General features: G+C 62.5%; 11 protein-coding genes and 1 pseudogene. 5 read left to right on the top strand and 7 right to left on the bottom strand.

All coding sequences use genetic code 11. The features are described 5' to 3' along the window. Positions 1-64: 64 nt before the first annotated feature. The 3 genes and pseudogenes from AC5E6N_RS17000 to AC5E6N_RS17010 all read left to right on the top strand — a co-directional run. Positions 65-460, top strand: a pseudogene (locus AC5E6N_RS17000) (type I methionyl aminopeptidase); the annotation flags it as partial. A 212-nt stretch (positions 461-672) separates the two neighbouring features. Next, positions 673-4131 carry a pyruvate carboxylase gene (gene pyc / locus AC5E6N_RS17005; protein WP_491748934.1) on the top strand — a complete coding sequence of 1153 codons (3459 nt, stop codon included), beginning with the start codon at positions 673-675 and terminating at the stop codon, positions 4129-4131. Positions 4132-4198: 67 nt separating this feature from the next. Continuing rightward, the gene (locus tag AC5E6N_RS17010) at positions 4199-5344 is read left to right on the top strand and encodes an MFS transporter (protein WP_491748935.1); all 1146 of its coding nucleotides are present in this window, start codon (positions 4199-4201) and stop codon (positions 5342-5344) included. Positions 5345-5356: 12 nt separating this feature from the next. On the opposite strand, the gene AC5E6N_RS17015 is transcribed toward AC5E6N_RS17010, so the two are convergent. The 3 genes from AC5E6N_RS17015 to AC5E6N_RS17025 are packed head-to-tail and all read right to left on the bottom strand — an operon-like array spanning position 5357 to position 8526. Beyond that, complete coding sequence (locus AC5E6N_RS17015; protein ID WP_491748936.1) at positions 5357-6925, bottom strand: efflux transporter outer membrane subunit; 1569 nt, start codon at positions 6923-6925, stop codon at positions 5357-5359. A 14-nt stretch (positions 6926-6939) separates the two neighbouring features. Next, positions 6940-8085 (bottom strand): HlyD family secretion protein, encoded by a 1146-nt coding sequence (locus AC5E6N_RS17020; protein ID WP_491748937.1) that lies wholly within the window; start codon positions 8083-8085, stop codon positions 6940-6942. A gap of 12 nt (positions 8086-8097) precedes the next feature. After that, positions 8098-8526, bottom strand: a complete 429-nt coding sequence (locus tag AC5E6N_RS17025; RefSeq protein ID WP_491748938.1) for a DUF3302 domain-containing protein — start codon at positions 8524-8526, stop codon at positions 8098-8100. 337 nt (positions 8527-8863) lie between these two features. Here AC5E6N_RS17025 and ispG point away from each other — a divergent pair, with 337 nt between their 5' ends. Continuing rightward, positions 8864-10123, top strand: a complete 1260-nt coding sequence (gene ispG, locus AC5E6N_RS17030; protein ID WP_491690126.1) for a flavodoxin-dependent (E)-4-hydroxy-3-methylbut-2-enyl-diphosphate synthase — start codon at positions 8864-8866, stop codon at positions 10121-10123. Between the two features lie 12 nt (positions 10124-10135). Here the strand turns inward: ispG and AC5E6N_RS17035 are convergent, their stop codons facing one another. Together AC5E6N_RS17035 and AC5E6N_RS17040 are read right to left on the bottom strand one after the other, a co-directional pair. After that, entirely contained in the window at positions 10136-12469 is a 2334-nt protein-coding gene (locus AC5E6N_RS17035; RefSeq protein ID WP_491748939.1) for a response regulator, read from the bottom strand. Between the two features lie 260 nt (positions 12470-12729). Continuing rightward, positions 12730-13644 carry a polyprenyl synthetase family protein gene (locus tag AC5E6N_RS17040; protein ID WP_491748940.1) on the bottom strand — a complete coding sequence of 305 codons (915 nt, stop codon included), beginning with the start codon at positions 13642-13644 and terminating at the stop codon, positions 12730-12732. 126 nt (positions 13645-13770) lie between these two features. Between AC5E6N_RS17040 and mtgA the strand changes: the two genes are divergently transcribed. Next, complete coding sequence (gene mtgA / locus AC5E6N_RS17045) at positions 13771-14499, top strand: monofunctional biosynthetic peptidoglycan transglycosylase (protein WP_491748943.1); 729 nt, start codon at positions 13771-13773, stop codon at positions 14497-14499. A gap of 230 nt (positions 14500-14729) precedes the next feature. On the opposite strand, the gene AC5E6N_RS17050 is transcribed toward mtgA, so the two are convergent. Beyond that, complete coding sequence (locus tag AC5E6N_RS17050; RefSeq protein ID WP_491748941.1) at positions 14730-15290, bottom strand: invasion associated locus B family protein; 561 nt, start codon at positions 15288-15290, stop codon at positions 14730-14732. A gap of 33 nt (positions 15291-15323) precedes the next feature. After that, on the bottom strand, positions 15324-17385 hold a 2062-nt coding region (locus AC5E6N_RS17055; protein ID WP_491748942.1), incomplete at its 5' end, for an autotransporter outer membrane beta-barrel domain-containing protein.

The following is a 17385-nucleotide window of genomic DNA, read 5'->3' on the forward strand; positions in this document are numbered from 1 at the left end:
CCGGGATACTCGGTGAGCAAAGCTCGCTGTTACACCAAGCAATGGGACACGATCGCGGATTGCCAAAGGGGCGATGTGGAAAGGGATAAGACAGGTGCGGCCCGGCGCGCATCTCGGGGACATCGGCCATGCGGTCGAACGCCATGCCAAAAGCAACGGCTGTTCAGTCGTGCGGGAATATTGCGGTCACGGCATCGGCCGCGAGATGCACGAGGAGCCGCAGGTGCTCAACTTCGGACGGCCGGGAACCGGTCTGCAATTGCGCGAAGGCATGGTTTTCACCATCGAGCCGATGGTCAACCAGGGGACCCGGAAGGTCTCGACGGAGAGCGACGGTTGGATGGTGGTGACCAATGACCGGAAACTGTCGGCCCAGTTCGAGCATACGGTCGCGGTCACCGGGGACGGCGTCGAAGTCCTGACGCTGCGCCGTGACGAGGCGCCGATGCTGGAGCGCTGAGCCTGACCCTCGGCGAAGCTGAACCGGCGGCGTAAATGCCGTTTCCAGCGCCCAAATCCTGTCCCGCATATGAAATTGGTGCAATGCACACACATGCGGGCACGCATCAGCTTCTTGCGGCGCGGAGCTTCAAATATTTTTTGAAACAGTCTAATAGATTGCGCGATAGCGTGCGGTTTGCTGCGCTGCACAGCCTGTGGAGACTTTACATCTTGCCGATTTCGAAAATTCTTGTCGCCAACCGATCCGAAATTGCCATCCGCGTTTTTCGCGCGGCCAACGAGTTGGGACTGAGAACCGTTGCCGTGTGGGCGGAGGAAGACAAGCTGGCTCTGCACCGGTTCAAGGCCGATGAATCCTATCAGGTCGGGCGCGGTCCGCACCTGCCGGCCGATCTCGGTCCCATCGAGAGCTATCTTTCCATCGACGAGATGATCCGGATTGCCAAGCTCTCGGGGGCCGATGCCATCCATCCGGGATACGGACTGCTGTCGGAAAGCCCGGAATTTGCCGAGGCCTGTGCCGACAACGGCATTGTCTTCATCGGCCCGAAACCGGAAACCATGCGTCGGCTCGGCAACAAGGTCGCCGCGCGCAATCTCGCCGTCGAAGTGGGTGTGCCGGTCGTGCCGGCCACCGAACCGCTGCCGGACGATATGGACGAGACGGCCCGCATGGCCCGGGAGATCGGGTTTCCGGTGATGCTCAAGGCATCCTGGGGCGGCGGCGGCCGCGGCATGCGCGTCATCCGCTCCGAGGACGAACTGGAACGGGAGGTGACGGAGGCCAAGCGGGAGGCGCGGGCCGCCTTCGGCAAGGACGAGGTCTATCTGGAAAAGCTGGTCGAGCGGGCGCGGCATCTGGAGGTCCAGATGCTGGGCGACACGCATGGCAATGTGGTCCACCTCTATGAGCGCGACTGCTCCATCCAGCGGCGCAATCAGAAGGTGGTGGAGCGCGCGCCCGCGCCCTATCTGGACGATGCCAGGCGGGCGGAGCTTGCTTCCTATGCCATCAAGATCGGCGAGGCGACGAGCTATATCGGCGCCGGAACCGTCGAATTCCTGATGGATGCCGATACGGGCGAATTCTACTTTATCGAGGTCAATCCGCGCATTCAGGTCGAGCACACGGTGACCGAGGAAGTCACCGGCATCGATATCGTCAAGGCGCAAATCCACATTCTGGACGGTTTTGAGATCGGCACGGATGCGTCGGGCGTACCGGCGCAGGGCGATATCCGCCTTAACGGCCATGCCCTGCAGTGCCGTATCACGACCGAAGATCCCGAGCAGAACTTCATACCGGATTACGGCCGCATCACCGCCTATCGTGGCGCCACCGGATTCGGCATACGTCTTGACGGCGGCACCGCCTATTCGGGCGCCGTCATCACCCGCTACTACGACCCGCTGCTTGAAAAGGTAACCGCCTGGGCGCCGACACCCGAGGAAGCGATCAACCGCATGGACCGGGCGCTGCGCGAGTTCCGTATCCGCGGCGTCGCGACCAATCTGACTTTCCTCGAGGCGATCATCGGTCACCCGCATTTCCGCGACAACAGCTATACGACCAAATTCATCGACGACACGCCGGAGCTCTTCGAGCAGGTGCGCCGCAAGGACCGGGCGACACGCCTCTTGACCTATCTGGCCGATGTGACGGTCAACGGACATCCGGAAACCCGCGGCCGGATCATGCCGGATCAGGATGTCAGCGAGCCGATCGTTCCCTTTATCGACGCGCCGATCAAGGACGGCGGCAAGCAGACCCTCGATACGCTGGGACCGGAAAAATTCGCATCATGGATGCGTGAGCAAAAGCGCGTGTTGATGACGGACACGACGATGCGGGACGGCCATCAATCGTTGCTGGCGACCCGCATGCGCACCCATGACATCGTGCGCATCGCCGATACTTATGCCAAAGCGCTTCCCGAGCTGTTTTCGCTGGAGTGCTGGGGCGGCGCGACCTTCGATGTGTCGATGCGCTTTTTGACGGAAGACCCGTGGGAGCGGCTGGCGCAGATCCGCGAGGGCGCGCCCAACATCCTGCTTCAGATGCTGCTGAGGGGCGCGAACGGCGTCGGTTACAAGAATTATCCCGACAATGTGGTCAAGTTCTTCGTGCGTCAGGCGGCCAGCGGCGGCATCGATCTTTTCCGGGTTTTCGACTGCCTCAACTGGGTCGAGAACATGCGCGTCGCCATGGATGCGGTGTGCGAGGAGAACCGGCTGTGCGAGGCGACGATCTGCTATACCGGCGATATCCTCAACTCCGCCCGACCCAAATACGACCTGAAATATTACGAGGGCCTGGCACGCGAACTGACCGATGCGGGCGCGCATATCATTGCGCTGAAGGATATGGCGGGTCTTTTGAAGCCGACCGCCGCAACCATGCTCTTCAAGGCGTTGCGCGAGGCAACGGATCTGCCCATCCATTTCCACACGCATGATACGTCAGGTATTTCGGCGGCAACGGTTCTCGCCGCCGTCGATGCCGGGGTCGATGCGGTCGACGGCGCGATGGACGCGCTTTCCGGCAACACGTCTCAACCATGTCTCGGCTCCATCGTCGAAGCGCTGCGCGGCGGCGCGCGCGACCCGGGTCTCGATCCGGAGTGGATACGCCGCATTTCCTTCTACTGGGAGGCCGTGCGGGCGCAATATGTGGCCTTTGAAAGCGATCTGAAGGGCCCTGCTTCGGAAGTTTACCTGCATGAAATGCCGGGCGGACAGTTCACCAATCTGAAAGAGCAGGCCCGCTCGCTCGGCCTCGAGACGCGTTGGCACGAAGTGGCGCAGGCCTATGCGGATGCCAATCGGATGTTCGGCGACATCGTCAAGGTGACACCGTCTTCCAAGGTTGTCGGCGATATGGCCCTGATGATGGTGTCGCAGGACCTTTCGGTTGCCGATGTGGAAGATCCGGATCGCGATGTGTCGTTTCCGGATTCGGTTGTTTCGATGATGCGCGGCGATCTCGGACAATCGCCCGGCGGATGGCCCGAAGCCCTGCAAAAGAAGGTGCTGAAGGGCGACGATGCCTACAAGGTGAGGCCCGGCTCGCTTCTGGACGATGCCGATCTTGACGCCGAGAGAGCCGATATCGAGGCGGCCATCGACCGGTCCGTCGACGATTTCGAGCTCGCCTCCTATCTGATGTATCCCAAGGTCTTCACCGATTATGCGCTGGCACAGGAGACCTACGGCCCGGTCTCGACCCTGCCCACGCCGGCCTATTTCTACGGCCTGCCTGCCGGTGACGAGCTTTTTGTGGATCTTGAGAAAGGCAAGACGCTGGTGATCCGCAACCTTGCGGTCGGCGAGCCCAACGACAAGGGTATGGTGACCGTGTTCTTCGAACTCAACGGCCAGCCGAGGCGCATCAAGGTTCCGGACCGGGCTCACGGCGCCTCGGCCGCCGCACAGCGCCGCAAGGCCGATGCCGGCGACGAGGCCCATGTCGGCGCGCCGATGCCGGGCGTCGTCTCGACCGTGGCGGTCGCGGCGGGACAGGAGGTTCAGGCCGGAGACGTGCTGCTTTCCATCGAGGCGATGAAGATGGAAACCGCGATCCACGCAGAAAGGGATGGCGTCATCGCGGAGGTGCTGGTAAAAGCCGGCGATCAGATCGACGCAAAAGACCTGTTGGTCGTCTACGCATAATTTGAAACAGTTCCGCCGTTTGGCGGCCGCAAGCAGACCTGTTTGGGCTGCTCTGGGGGCAACGGACATGCGCGCAGCAGTCTCCGCGATGTTCCTGATGAACGGATTTGTGGTCGGAAGCTGGGCGCCGCTGGTTCCCGAGCTGGCGGGACGTCATGCGCTGAGCGAATCGAAGATCGGCCTTCTGATTCTGGCGCTCGGCCTCGGGTCCATTCTGATCATGCCGCTGTCGGGCGCGCTGATCGCACGCATCGGCGCCTTGCCGGTCTTGCGGGTGACCAGCATCGCCTGCTGTTTTGCGTTGTTGCCGCTTGTCTTTGCGCCGGCGGTGCCGGTGCTGGTGGTTGTGCTTTTTGTCTTCGGCGGTGTGATCGGCTCGATGGATATCGCCATGAACGCCAATGCGGTGGTCGTGGAGCGAAGGCTGAAGCGGGCCATCATGTCCTCCTGCCACGGGTTCTGGAGCCTCGGCGGCCTTATCGGTGCGGCATCAGGCGGTTTCCTGATCGGCCGGTTCGGTGCGAATATCCATGCCGGCATTGTCGCGGCGATCGCGCTTGTGCTTGTTCTTTCCGCCGTTATCCGGCTGGCGCCCGATCTGCCCGTGCCGCCGGATGCCAAACCCAGATTTCGCCTCACCCTCGCGCCGATGCCCTATGTGCTGGGGCTGGTTGCCCTGTTTTCCATGGTTCCCGAGGGTGCGATCCTTGACTGGGGCGCGCTCTATCTCAGGCAGGATCTCGGTGCCGACGTCAGCTATTCGGGTCTTGCCTTCGGCGCGGTTGCCGCGACGATGGCGATCGTGCGGTTTGTCGGCGATGCGGTCCGGCGGAAATTCGGTGCCGTCAGGACCGTGCGCTATTCGTCGCTGATTGCCGCCGCCGGCCTGTTCGTTGCCGCCACGGCCGCCTCGCCCGCCGCAGCGATCGCCGGATTTGCGCTGTCGGGCATCGGCATCGCCAATCTCGTCCCGGTCGCCCTGTCGGCGGCCGGCAATCTGCCGGGGCTGCCGGCCGGTGTCGGGATCAGCATCGCAACGAGCATGGGTTATTCGGGTATCCTGATGGCGCCCGCGCTTATCGGCTTCGTTGCAGAATACAACAGCTTCTCCGTCGCCTTCATGGGGCTTGCCGCGCTTTTCGGCGTGGTACTGGCTCTGTCATCGGTGGCACGGCATGCGGATATCGGCGCGCCTGCCGCGGTGAGCCGTTAAGCGAGCCCGGCTCTATTGTGTCGGCAGGACGGGCTTTTCCAGAAGCCGGCTCCAATTGGTGCGGTCTTCCATCTGCTGACGGGTGCCGGCGTTGACGAAACCCTTGACATTGGGCGGCACCCATCCGCCGGCAAGGCCCTTGTAGACGGCGATCAGGTTGGTGAGAACGTCGGCCCGGGCGGCGAGCAGCCGGGCTTCGGAATCGAGCAGCGCGCGTTGCGCGTCGATAACGCGGTCGTAGCTGGCCGTGCCGTCCTGGTACTGTGTCAGCACCTCGCCCTCGGCACGTTTCGATGCGGCCACGCTGCGTGACAGATAGAGGGCCTGCTGCTTCGAGCGCACAAAGGCGACAAGTGCCGTCTCCACCTCGGCATAGGCGTTGAGGACGGTATTCTTGTATTGCTCCAGCGCTTCCTGGAACTCGGCATCCTGTACGCGGACATTGTTCTGGATGCGGCCGTAATTGAGCACATTCCAGGAAAAGGACGGATTGATGAAGCCCTCGAAGCTGCGGGTGTTGAACAGCCCCTTGAAGTCGCCTGCCTTGAGGCCGATGGCGCCGGATATGGTGAAAGCCGGATAAAGATCGGCCTTGGCGACGCCGATCTGGCCGGACTGCGCCGCGGCAAGATATTCGGCGGCGCGGATATCGGGGCGGCGCCGCAGCATGTCCGCCGGCACGCCGACGGCGACCGTCGCCGGCACCCGCGGCAGGCGGGCATATGTCTTCAGCCGCGGCGCGACGTCGCCGGGCGGCTCGCTCAGCAGCACGCTCATGGCGTTCATCGCCTGGGCGAGATCGGCCTGATAGCCCGGCAATGTCGCCAGCGTGCTGTTATAGGCGGCCGTCGCCTCGTCGACATCGAGCCTTGTGGTCGTGCCGCCTTCCAGCTTGACCTTGGCGATATCGAGGCTCTTCTTCTGCAGCGCCAGATTGCGCCGGGTGATGGCAATGAGGCCCTGAAGCTCGCGGATTGTGACATAGGTGGCCGCTATGTCGCCCGTCAGCGTGACCAGCGCGTCGTCATAGCTGGCGATCTGGTAGAGCAGATTGGCCCGGGCGGACTGGACATTGTGGCGGATCTTGCCCCACAGGTCGATCTCCCAGCCGGCATCGAAGCCGGCGCTGTAGCGGGTGAACTCGGGATCGAGCGGTATGAACTGGCGGATGTCGCGGATCAGCGGTTCGTTCTCGCTGAGCTGCACCTTCTCGGCGCCGGCCTTCGCCTGTTGCTGTTGCGGAAACAGTTCGCCCCTGGCGACGCCGAGCTGGGCGCGGGCCTGGTAGACGCGTGCGCCGGCGGCTTCAAGGACGACATTCTGGCGATAGGCCTCCTCGATCAGGGCCGTCAGGGCCGGGTCCTTGAACAGCGTCCACCAGTTGTTGACGGCCTCGCTGCGGGTGGTGAAGCCGGTCTCGGCGTCGACCGGCAGTCCGGCACCCTTGCTCCAGCTCCCGAGATAGGGCGCTTCGGGACGTTCGAAGTCCGGCCCCACCATGCAGCCGGCAAGCACTGCGCCTGTCGCCGCCAGCACCGCAAGCCTGCGGCCATTTTTCGCGTATCGGCTCAATGTCTCCATGGTGACCGCCATCATCACAGATTCAGCGGGAACAGGAAGTTGGCCCAGGAATAGAGCCGGATATTGATGCGCCTGAGGGGCTCAAACCCCTTGCCGAGCCCGGTATAGATGGCGACGGCCCCGTGGGCGCCGGCCGGAAAGCGCTTGAGTGCCGGATCGGTCACCTTGATCTGGACGGCGATGCGGCCCTGCAGCTTGGGAAAGCGGAATGTCGGAACGTTGCCGCTCGGCTTGATCTGTCCCTGTCCGGTTCCCCACCAGACCGCCTCCACTTCGCCCTTGAATATCTGCCCGGGGAAGATGTCGAGCGCCACTTCGACCTCCTGGCCGGGTTCGACGAATTTGAGATGTTCCTGGTAAAAGGTCGCCAGCAGATAGGGATCGGCGTCGGCGACAAGGACCGCCAGTGCGGCGATGCGCCGGTTGCCGACAACAAGGCCGGGGCGGGCCTGTTGCGTGATGATCAGGCCGTCCTCCGGCGCGCGGATCGTCGTCTGGTTCAGGTAATATTGCGCTTTGGAAAGATCGGCCTCGGCGGCGACGACCTGCGCGTTCACGCCGTCGATCTTGGCGTCGCGGGCAAGCTCGGCCTTTGTCACATTGGCTTCGGCTTCGGAGACCTGCGCATCGGCGGCCGCAAGCTGCTGCGTCCACTTGTCCAGCGTCTCCTGGCGCGCGCCGCCCCTGGGCACCAGATCGGTGTAGCGCCTGACCTCTTCCCGGGCATAGGTCTGGTTGGCCACGGCTTCGGCGAGCGCATCGTTGGCCTGCTCGACATTGACGTCCAGAATCTTGGCATTCTGCTGGGCCTCGACGAGATTGGCCCGGTTGGTCTCGACATTGGCCTCGTAGATGGTCCTGTCGAACTGGTACATCACATCGCCGGCCTTGACCTGCTGGTTGGCGGTGACCAGCACCTGCTCAAGCAAGGTCGGTTGCGGCAGACGCGGGACCAGCTGGATGGTCGGCCGGATCACGTGACCGTCCATGGAATAGGGCTGGAAGAAACGCAGTGCGATCAGGAAGATCAGCAGCAGGTGCACGCCGACCCAGAAGCCGACGATGCCCCAGACGATATTGAACTTGAGCAGCCTGAAGCGGAAGAAAACCAGCCAGACGAAGACGATGTAAGCGACGACAATGCCAACGGCTACAAACATTCATCCACCCCGTCAGGCTGTCTTGTCCGGTTCATTGTCGGGCGCTTCAGCGCTTTGCTCACCCGCGTCTTCCGGCACCTTTGCCTCGACTGCCGGGTGGGCTCCGGCTCCCTCTTGCGGGCCGGGCGGCAACGGGATTCCATAGACGGATGCCGGCCGCGCCTCGAGGTCCACATCGCTGTCGGGCATGGTGCGTACGTCGACCAGAGTTGCCTCATGCAATGCCCAGATGATCGCGTGCACCCAGGGAAGGACGGTGAAAAGGCCGATCCAGCCGATGATCTTGACCGCCCCGGCATGGGGGTGGTTGCGCCGTTCGGCGATCTTGCCGGGCAGGCTGCCGATCTGGATCAGAATATAGAAAAAAGCGATGATGAGGATCAGGAGGAAAAGGAATGTCAGGTAGTCGTAGCCGGTCAGCTGCCAGTCAATCAGATGCATTGAGCCGCCTCCACCTTTGGCCGTCCCCGCTGCCTGCGGTATCCGTCACGATTCGGCGCAGTGTCGCCTGAGGACAGGAATATTGCAACACCGCAGGCCATTCTTCATGTGTCGTCCAGCGGCGGCACCCTGATCGGTCCCTTGCCGAAAACGGACCCGGCGGCGGCCGTCGCAGGCGCACCGGCCGATCTTGGCGTCAATCCGGCGTCCGACACTGCTGCAAATCAGCACAGAGACCGCTTGCCCGGTGTCTTCATATTGACATCGGGGACCGATTGTTCCACCTCACGAGCCATGGGGTCCGGCTTATCGCCGGACCGGGCGAGCAGAGGTTTGGATGTCGAGCTACTATTCGCAGTTGTTTGACCGGCGGGCTTCCGTGCCCGTGAACGTCGGAGGCGTGACGATCGGCGGCAGCGCACCGGTGGTGGTGCAGTCGATGACCAACACGGATACCGCCGACATCGACGCGACGGTGGCACAGGTTGCCGCTCTTCACCATGCCGGCTCCGAAATCGTCCGCATTACGGTCGACCGCGATGAAAGCGCCGCGGCCGTGCCGAAGATTCGCGAGCGCCTGGAGCGGCTGGGACTGGACGTGCCGCTCGTCGGCGATTTCCATTATATCGGCCACAAGCTGCTCGCCGATCATCCGGCCTGTGCGGAAGCGCTGGCAAAGTACCGCATCAATCCGGGCAATGTCGGCTTCAAGGACAAGAAGGACAAACAGTTCGCGCAGATCATCGAAACGGCGATCCGCAACGACAAGCCGGTGCGTATCGGCGTGAACTGGGGCTCGCTCGACCAGGTGCTTTTAACGCGGCTGATGGATGAGAACCACGAAAATGGCGGGCTGCTCAGCGCGCAGGAGGTCATGCGCGAGGCGATCGTCCAGTCGGCTCTGCTGTCAGCCGAGCTGGCGGAAGAGATCGGTTTGCCGAGGGAGCGCATCATCCTTTCGGCCAAGGTCAGCCAGGTGCAGGACCTCATCGCCGTTTACACCGAGCTGGCACGCCGCTCCGACCATGCCCTGCATCTGGGTCTGACGGAGGCCGGCATGGGCAGCAAGGGGATTGTCGCCTCGTCCGCAGCGCTGAGCATTGTCCTGCAGCAGGGAATTGGCGACACCATTCGCATCTCTTTGACGCCGGAGCCCGGCGGCGACCGCACGCGCGAGGTGCAGGTTGCCCAGGAGCTTCTTCAGGTCATGGGATTTCGCCAGTTCGTTCCGGTGGTCGCGGCCTGTCCCGGGTGCGGTCGCACGACGTCGACCGTGTTTCAGGAGCTTGCGAAGAAGATCGAGGATGATCTCAGGCGCAATATGCCGGTCTGGCGGGAGAAATATCCCGGCGTTGAAACACTCAATGTTGCCGTGATGGGCTGCATCGTCAACGGGCCGGGCGAATCCAAACACGCGGATATCGGCATCTCATTGCCGGGGACAGGTGAAAACCCCGCGGCGCCGGTCTTTGTCGACGGCAAGAAGGTCAAGACCTTGCGCGGACCCAATATCGCCGCCGACTTCGAGGCGATGGTGGATGCCTATATCGCCAATCGTTTCGGTGCCGGCGAACGCGAAGATCCCAGCGCTGCCTGAAGCGCTTCCGGCTCAGGCGGATTTGCGCCGGCTTTGCGTTCCGCCACGCAGCCAGATCTCGATTTTTTCAGAGAGTTTTTCCGGTGAGATCGGTTTCGGCATGTAGTCGTCCATGCCCGAATTCAGGCAACGGGTGCGGTCGCCCTTCAGCGCATACGCCGTGACCCCGACAATCGGTGTGTGCGTGCCGATTCTCGCTTCGTGATCGCGGATATGGGCGGTTGCCTGATAGCCGTTCATTCGCGGCATGGAGACGTCCATCAGGATCAGGCGCGGCTTGAGCCTGCGCCAGAGCTGCACGGCCTCCTCCCCATCGCCGGCGATGCGGTAGGAATAGCCGCTCTCGCCCAGCATATGGTCGAACACCATCTGATTGACGTCATTGTCCTCGGCCACCAGGATGTCGACGCTATCCGACCTGTCCTCCCGCGGGGGCGCTGCCGGCGCATCGTCCGGGGCGGCGCCCTCAGAAACTGCTTCGCCGCCTTTGTGCTTTGCCGGACCGCGATCGGCGGCATTTCCGGACCGTGCCGCCGTTTCCGCCAGCACGGATGTGATCGTCTCCAGCAGCAGCGAGGCCCGCACCGGCTTCATCAGATGGGCGTTGATGTCGTGGCGCTCGCAGAGCTCGGCGGTTCCCTGATGGTCGACGGCGGTCGTCAGCACTATCGCTATATCCGCGGTCGCACCGAGCGCGGACAGTTCAGAGCGCAGCGCCGGAGCCGATTGCTCCGGCGTTTGCGTGTCGAGGATTATGAGGTCGGTGGGCAAACCGACTTCCGACGACCGGCGGGCGAGCGCGACGGCGAGTTCGAGGGATTCGACGGCGGCGCAGTCGAAGGACCAGCTTTGAAGCTGTTCGCGGGCAACCTGCCGTCCCACCTCGTTCGCATCGACGACGATAATGCGCGCGCCGGTGAAATCCTGGCTGACGGCCGGCCTGGCCTGTTTGAGCTCATCGCTCACCGGCAGGCGAAGCTTGACCTGAAAGACGGATCCCTTGCCGATCGTGCTTTCAACCGCGATCTGGCCGCCCATCAGCTCGACCAGCCTCGCGGCGATGGCAAGACCCAGCCCGGTGCCCTCGTATTTGCGGGTGGATGAGGCGTCGACCTGGCTGAACTTGTCGAAGATGACGTTGAGTTTGTCGGCCGGAATCCCGGGACCCGTGTCCTCGATGCCGATGCGTATATCGGCTTCCTTGCCCCGGATACCGCCGCCGACATTGATCATGACCCGGCCTTTTTCGGTGAATTTCACCGCGTTGCCGACGATATTGGTCAGGATCTGACGAAGCCGGCCCACATCGCCGATGAAGGCCTCGGGCAATTCCGGATCGTATCGCACGATCATTTCAAGATCCTTCTCGGCAACGCTTCCGGCGAGGAGCGTGGCGATATCCTCCACGGTCTCGCGCAGGCTGAACGGCGCTGAACTGAGCTGCATCTGGCGGGCGTCGATTTTGGAGAAATCGAGGATGTCGTTGATGATGCTCAAAAGCGCCTGGCCGGATTTGACGATGATGTCGGTGAAGGTGCGCTGCTTGGTGTCCAGTTTCGTCCGTGACAGCAGTTCCGCCATGCCGAGCACACCGTTCATGGGCGTTCTGATCTCGTGGCTCATATTGGCGAGGAATTCCGATTTCGCCCGCTCGGCCGCCTTGGCTCTTCTGTTGTCGCGACGGACCTGCGCGACCGCCTGGTCCAGGCTGCGGATCGAGCGCCACAGCAGGACATCGATGGGAATGAAGACGAACAGTCCGAGTGCGAGCAGAACCCCGAGCGTCGTTAAGAGAAACATCTCCATCCGCCGGCCCTGGGCGATGGTCGTGTCCTTCAGCGACGAGAGGATGCTCTGCGTGATATTCGTATCGGTCCGGCTCAGGAAGCTGTCATAGACGGAATGCAGGACCTTGCCGGCCCAGCGCAGGTCTTCCACGCTTTCGGCCTCTTGCACGACGTCGGCGTCGACAATGCGGCTGTAATGTTTGAACGGCTCGTCGGCCCGCATATACCGGTCCGCCGCATAGACGCTGTCCCTGAGGGATTGCGGCGTTTGCGGCGAAAACCACAATTGGCGAAACTGCGATAATTCCGTCTCGACGGCTTCCTGGCGGAAAATCAGGCCCTTCTTGACCGATTCAATACCCGCGTCGTCAGGCAGGTTCTCCACCTGAACGGCGCGGTCCGCCAGGGACATGAGAGCCAGGTCCAGCTTGTGCAGCGCATCGATCATCAGCCCCAGATGACTGATCGTCTGATTCTGTTCCCGCTGCTGCGTATAAAAGAGAAAGCTTATGGCCCCGATCAGCAGCAGGCTCGCGACATAGCTGGCGCGCAGAAACATGGAAATTCTTTTCCGGCGGCGGCGGTTGTCCTTCCACTCTTGCATGCCCGTACCAGTCGATAAGCTCAATAATCAAATTTTTTTACCGGTCTTCGCCCGCATGCGAACCGATGCACATGCGGTGGGTCCCGATCATATCCCGTTACACGCGCAAATGATCTGCGCTCCATACCGTCATAATTGCATGCCATTTTTTCAGGCAAGGGTTAACGGTTGTTTAAGGCCGGTGCCGCACCGAATGACGTTTGGCCGATCCGGTGTCACCGGTCGCGTTCGGCGATGAAGCGCGCCGCGAGGATCAGGTATCGGGCCGATTTTCCATAGGGCTCCAACAGTACCGTCGCCTCGCTTATGAGGCCGGAGAGCTGCTTTTGCGCCCACGCCTGGCCATGCAGCCCGACCAGGGTGGCCTTGCCGAGCGCGGCGTCCTTGCCGGTGGCCTTGCCCACGGCATCCGCATCGCCGGTGACATCGAGCAGGTCATCGGCAAGCTGGAACGCCAGACCGATCGCCTCGCCAAAGCGTCTCAGCCGTTGCCTGTCCTCGGTCGCGGCGCCGGCGAGGATCGCGCCGGCCTCGCAGGAATAGCGTATCAGTGCGCCGGTCTTCATCGCCTGCAGCTTGATGATGCCGGCCTCGTCCGGCGGCGATGTCTCGGCGGCGAGATCGAGCGCCTGCCCGCCGGCCATGCCGCCGATGCCGGCTGCCTTCGTCAATTCGTGGATGAGCTCGATCCGGCGTTCGGCATCGGCCTGTGTCCGCGGCGAGGCGATGACCTCGAACGCAAGCGTGAGCAGGGTGTCGCCGGCGAGGATCGCCGTTGCCTCGTCGAAGGCGACATGAGCCGTCGGTTGGCCGCGGCGCAGATCGTCATTGTCCATGGCCGGAAGGTCGTCATGGATCAGCGAGTAGCAGTGCAGACACTCGATCGCGGCTCCAACCCGGGCTGCCGCGATGCGGTCGGCGCCCAGAAGCGCCGCAGTTTCCATGACCAGAAAGGGCCGCAGGCGCTTGCCGCCGTTCAGCACGCCGTACCGCATGGCCGCCAGCAAATTGGCCGGGCGCGCGATCTCCTCATCGCGCACGGCCGGGGTGAGGATTTCGTCGAGCACGGTTTCGACCTCGGCTGCCCGTTCGGCCAGCTTCTCGGCAATGGATAAGGGTTCGGATGTCATGGTGCCGTCTTCGCATGAAGCCAAACCGGCGGCAATGCTTTCTTTGTTGCCGCCGGTTGAGATCACTGTCGGTCATGAAGCGGTTCAATCCAGGCCTGACTTGCTCTAAGGAAGTGGGTAAAGACGCTGGAGGGTGTAGCCTTGGCCAGGAAGAGAAAAAACAGCAAACGGCGTTCCGGCGGCCTTTCCCTCAGGCGTCTGGCGTTGCGTATCGTTGTGGTGATTGTTCTTGCGCCGCTGGTGCTGATCGCCGCCTATACGCCATCCTTCGTTCATCCGGTTTCAACGCTGATGGTCCGCGATCTCGTTGTCGCGCACGACTATGCCAGGACCTGGGTCGCCTTCGATGACATTGCGCCGGTTCTGGTCCAGTCGGTTCTGATGTCGGAGGACGGCCGCTTCTGTTCCCATCACGGTGTCGACTGGAATGCGGTGAATGTCGTCATCGACAGCGCGCTGGACGGCGAGCGACCTCGCGGAGCGAGCACGATCGCGATGCAGACCGTCAAGAACCTCTTCCTGTGGTCCAGCCGGTCCTATCTGCGCAAGGGGCTTGAGGTTCCGCTGGCTTTTTTTGCCGATGCCGTCTGGTCCAAGCGCCGATTGATGGAGCTCTATCTCAATGTCGCCGAATGGGGTCCCGGCATTTACGGTATCGAAGCGGCCTCCTACTATTATTACGGCGTTTCGGCAGCCCGCCTGTCACGCCGGCAGGCCGCCTATCTGGCGGTGGCGCTGCCAAATCCCAATGTGCGAAGTCCGGTGCAACCCTCGCCCGGCCTCACCCGGCTTGCAACGCTTGTCGAGCGCCGCGCCCAACAGTCCGGCGCATATATCAGATGCCTTTATGATTAGAGCGGGCTGTGACAAGCGTATCTTGGTTAAATGGAGGCATTTAACCAAGATACGCTAGATGTGGGCTCTCATGAGGTTGTTCACACTGCGCCCTGATCGGTTGATTGGAGTTTGTCTTTTATGCCGGCATGGGGCCTTTGCCAATTGTAGTGATGCAGCCACAAAGGCCGAACTGCCGGACCGGTCGGTCATCGCAAGCGTAGTGCGAAATCATCCGCCGTAACATTGCGTCAGTCGAATTGTTGCGTCAGTTCGCCGAGGCGCTTGCTGGCTGCTGTGAAGCCGGCAAGGGATACGTCAATACGCACCGGCGAGGACCCTTCCAGCGCGGTCATGACCACGGTGGCGACCTGGCCGTTCTGCAGCCGGTCGAACATGGCTGCATCGAGTTGAGGCCGCACGACGCAGCCGACCGGCAGGCATGTGCGGAAGGCTGCCCGTGTCAATGCAACGCCATCGACTTCAACCGTAATGCCGGCCGCAAGATCAATCCCGAAGGGCGTTACGATCACCGCGTTGGAGCCGTCGCGCGCGAATTTTGCCGGAAGGGCAAACAGCAGGGCGCGCTGGCCGGTTCCCGACTGGTGCAATTCCTGGGTCATCTGGCAGGTGGCGTTCCCGCCGGAGGTTTCTGACCGCGCCGGTTGCCGCCTGCAGCTGACCGTCCAGTCGCCGAAGGTTTCCGTCACGGCGCTGCGGTCGTCGGTGGCGGTTGCCGGACGGACGGCGAGGATCGCCGCCGAAAGCCCGGCGGCGACAAGCATGCAAACGCGTTTTGTCATGTCATTCATCGATAGCGTATTCCCACCGGTGCGCCTTTGCCCTCAGAACCGCACCAGGATGTCGGCGTTGAAGCCGTGGAATTGCGTGCCGTCGCCAAACTGGCCGTTGTAGGAGGCGTCGAGGAAGGCGTTGTCCGACAGTCCGGCCTCGAGGCCAAGCTCGGTGACAAAGGCGTTCTCGGCAATCGGCGCGCCGGTGACGGTGAAGGGGTTGCTGCCGGCCAGCGTGAAGACGGAAGTGGGACCGGTATCGCCGAAGGCATGGCGCCAGCCGAGCATGGTGCGCATGTGGATGGGGTCGGTAAGGTGCATGGACGTGCGCAGGCCGAGCGTCGTGAAGGTGGTGTCCTGCGTGTCGGCAGCCGCCGTCAGCGCAGCGCTGCCGCCGGTCTCGCTGTAGCCGTCCGTGTCGAGGCGGATGTAGGACACGCCGGCAAAGGGCTGCAGTATGAACTGACCGAGCTGCGCCTTATGGCTGGCCTCGGCAAAGAGCTGCAGGCTTTGCGCATCATAGCTGGCCGAGAGCGTCTGGTTGATGCCGGTGAAACTAACCGCGCGGGAAGTGTCGATGGCATGCCAGTTGTAGGCCGCCCCGAAGCTCAGAACGTTCGCCCCGGCTTCGGCGCCGCCGTAAAGGCCCACCGACCAGGTATCGGCCGAGCCGGACGAGGCGCGCGCGTCCTGCGATATGTCGCTCTGGCTGTAGCTGCCCAGAATGCCGAAGCGCCAGATGTCGCCGAACACCCGGTCGGCACCGAGGACCACGCTGGCGAGATCGTTGTTCATCTGCGCCGTGCTGGCGGTGGCGTCCGTATCGTCCCAGGCTACGAAGCCGGTCATCCAAAAGCCGTTATTGCCGTCGGAAAGCGCCGACAGGTTGCCGAAGGCGGCCGTGGAACTTTGTGTGTCGGCGTCGCCGAAGCGGGCATTCATGCGCCGGTTGACGGCAGCGACCAGCGCCTGGCTGTTGTCCATCAGCGCGCCCTTTATCGACGCCTGCATCTCACCGGACAGCGCGTCGTAGGCGGTCTGAACCTCCTCGTCCGTCAGCGCCAGCAACGCAAGGACGATGTCATTGGTGTCGGACGGGCTGTCGAGGCCATCGCAGGCAACAGCCGCCTGGTTGGCCGTGCCGGCCAGATCGCAGAACGTAAATAACGACGATATCAGGTAAACATTATTCAGATCGTATTGCAGTTCGTAGTCAGCAACAAACAGCCCCTCAAGCGCGAATTCGTCGATGAGGTTCAGACCGCCACCGGCAGTCAGGATGGTGTAGATGCGCGCCTCCGGCGATCCGGAGATGTCGACGGTGCCGCCGTCGATGGTGACGGTGCCGGCCACATACATCGAATCGATATCCGTGCCGTCGAGATCGATCGTCCAGACGGAGGGAGCGGCAAAGGACGCGTTGCCGCTCGTTATCGTCAGCCTGTCCCCAGCGCTGCCGTCGGCCATTTTCAGTTTGCCCATGTTTCTGAAGGTTTCGAGATTGTTCCACTCCGTGGCCTCCGAGACCCTGATGATGCTGTCGGCAAGATTGTTGAGGGTGTCGTCGCCGTCCCCGAAGTCGGAAGTGCTGCTGGTCTGCCACAGGCCGGTGTTGTTGACGGTGTCGTCATTGCCGGTGAGTTGGACCGTGCCGACGATCGAGTTGAACGAGGCGTTGGTGATGGTCACGCCGGAAGTGCCGTTGGAGACGGCCTGGATGGCCAGATCGTAAGATTCAGCCGACAGGTTGCGGATGGTGCCGTGGTTCTCGATCAAGAAGGCGCCTGTGCCGTTCTGACGGGCGTAAACACCGGTGATCGCCCCTTCAACGATCGCGGTCGATTCCGCGATGACGGTCAGGTCCGTGCCATTACTTGAGTTCGTGGCATTGATGCCATCGCCATTCGTGCCTGTCACAGTACCCGTGGCCGTGATCGACAAGGCGCCGCTGCCATCGTTCCGGGCTTCGATGCCGTTTGTGCCGCCGCTGACCGCCGCTACATCGATGGTCAGGCCCGTGCCATTACTTGAGTTCGTGGCATTGATGCCATCGCCATTCGTGCCTGTCACAGTACCCGTGGCCGTGATCGACAAGGCGCCGCTGCCATCGTTC

It is taken from the genome of Hoeflea sp. (genome assembly GCF_984452065.1).